The sequence below is a fragment of the Streptomyces alkaliphilus genome (genome assembly GCF_014141535.1).
Classification (GTDB): Bacteria; Actinomycetota; Actinomycetes; order Streptomycetales; family Streptomycetaceae; genus Streptomyces; species Streptomyces alkaliphilus.
The window spans coordinates 1-1,951 of sequence record NZ_VKHT01000940.1; the positions used below are offsets into that span (position 1 = coordinate 1).

Below are 1,951 nucleotides of genomic sequence, written 5' to 3' on the forward strand. Positions count from 1 at the left end.
CCTCACCCCCGAGCGCAGGGCGGGAACGCACGGCGCCCGCCCGCCCCAGCGACGCCGGGGGCGCGACGCTCGGCTTCGTCCTGGCGGTGCTCGCCGGCGCCGGGGCGGCCGTGGGAGCCCACCGCCTGCTCGATCAGCCCGTCGAGACCTCCGGCGTCATCGGCGGCTTCGTCCTCCTCCTCTCCCTGGTCACCCACACCATCGGCGCGCGCGGCGCCGGCCCGGACCCCGCCACCGGGGGACGGATCACCGAGACCGCGCGGCAGCGCCGGGCCGAGGTCATCGCCCCGCCGGAGACCGAGCAGTGGCTGCGCCGGGCCCGTCGCGCCGCCGACCGCCTCGACGCCCACCGCGAGTTGGCCGCCCGCCGGGACGGCTCGGATGCCCTGGCCAACCTCCTCTCCGACAGCGCCGCGCACGCCCGGGTGGCCGCCGACCAACTCGTCCGCCGGGCCGAGGCCGTCACCGCCATCGACACCACCGTCGCCGACGGACCCGAGGCCCGCGAACTGCGTGGGGAACACCTGCGCCTGACCCGGGAGATCGAGTCCCTCCCGGAGGGGCCCATCCGCCGTGCCAAGGAGACCTCGGCCCGCGCCGTGGCGGACCGCGCCGCCTCCCGTGAGCGGCTGGAGGAACTGCGGGGCGTCCTGATGGCCGAACTGGAATCCCTCGCCCTGCACCTGGAGACCGCCGCCGAGCACGGCGGTGCGCTGCTCTCCCTGCGAACCGCCGGTGACCTGGCCGCCTCCACGCTCGACCTCACCCCCCTCACCGCCGAACTGGAGGCGGTGCGCGAGGGGCTGGATCGGATGGACTCCCTCACCCGCGACCTTCTCCCCGAACTCCCGTCCTCCTGACCGGACCCGCCGCCCCGACCGGCCACGTCGGTCCGCCCGCCGCCCCGACCGGCCGGCCTCAGCGCCGGGCGGCGCGCAGCACCTCGGTCAGGCGCGGCGGACCCTGCTCCGGCCGCCGGGCCCACCGCGAGCGGGCCACCACCGCGTACCGCTCGTCGTCCACCGGGCCGCCCCACAGCACCGGGTCCCCGGACAGCGGGACGGTCATCCACGCCGCGACCAGCGGACGTATCGCCTCCTCCAACGCCTCCGCCGGCACGCCGCCGGCCCACGGCAGCGGCTCCGCGCCCTCGCCGTAGGGAGAGGAAGGAGCGGCCGACTCCGCCCACCGCCCCTCGATCAGCACCAACCGGCCGCCCGGCCGCAACAGGGACACCCAGCGCCGCAGCGCGGCCAACGGATCCGGCATCGTCCACAGCAGGTGCCGCACCACCACCGCGTCCCAGCCGTCGCCGGGCGTGACGGGCGGTGCGCCGGGTATCGCGTCCGCGTGGCCCGGATCGTCGGCCGGTGCGGCGGGTCCCCGCACGGGTGGGTCGGCGGCGTCCCCCACCAGCACCTCACCGGCCAGCCCGGCGTCCGCCAGCTTGGCCCTGGCCGCTCCCACCATCGCCGGCGACAGGTCCACCCCCGTCACCCGGTGACCGGCGGCGGCCAGGAGTACGGTCAGCGAACCGGTGCCGCACCCGAGGTCGAGCACCCGGGCGGGCGGCTCCGGGACCCACCGCGCGAGCAGGCGCGCCCAGGCCGCGCGGGTGCTCTCCTCCCACAGGCCGTGATCGGGCTCCCGGTCGAAGGTCGGCGCCGCGGCGTCCCAGTAGGAGGCCACGACGGATGCGTGCGTCCGCAGGGCTGTCATGTCGTCATGCTGGCACCCACCACTGACAATTCCCGGACGAATGCCCTGGGATCGGACGCCCGCACGGGGTCCTCCCGCCCTCAACACCGAACTCCCAAAGGGAGTTCGCACCACACCGTCTTGCCCGGCGAGCCGGAATCGGCGTGCGGGACGACACCCGATGCCGAGGACAACAGCGCCACCAGTGACAGGCCCCGACCACTCTCCGCGTCGGGGTGCACGGCAGTGGGGG

2 protein-coding genes are annotated in these 1,951 nt (G+C 76.5%); one reads left to right on the forward strand and one right to left on the reverse strand.

All coding sequences use genetic code 11. The features are described from left to right. Nucleotides 1-860: hypothetical protein (locus FNQ90_RS21300; protein ID WP_182607837.1), on the forward strand; the 860-nt coding region annotated here is incomplete at its 5' end. A gap of 58 nt (nt 861-918) precedes the next feature. On the opposite strand, the gene FNQ90_RS21305 is transcribed toward FNQ90_RS21300, so the two are convergent. Then, entirely contained in the window at nt 919-1,719 is an 801-nt protein-coding gene (locus FNQ90_RS21305) for a class I SAM-dependent methyltransferase (RefSeq protein WP_182607838.1), read from the reverse strand. Nucleotides 1,720-1,951: the final 232 nt, after the last annotated feature.

What these genes read in the sequence shown, in the direction of transcription:
- FNQ90_RS21305 (WP_182607838.1), bottom strand. Translation starts at nt 1,719, where the DNA reads ATGACAGCCCTGCGGACGCACGCATCCGTCGTGGCCTCCTACTGGGAC.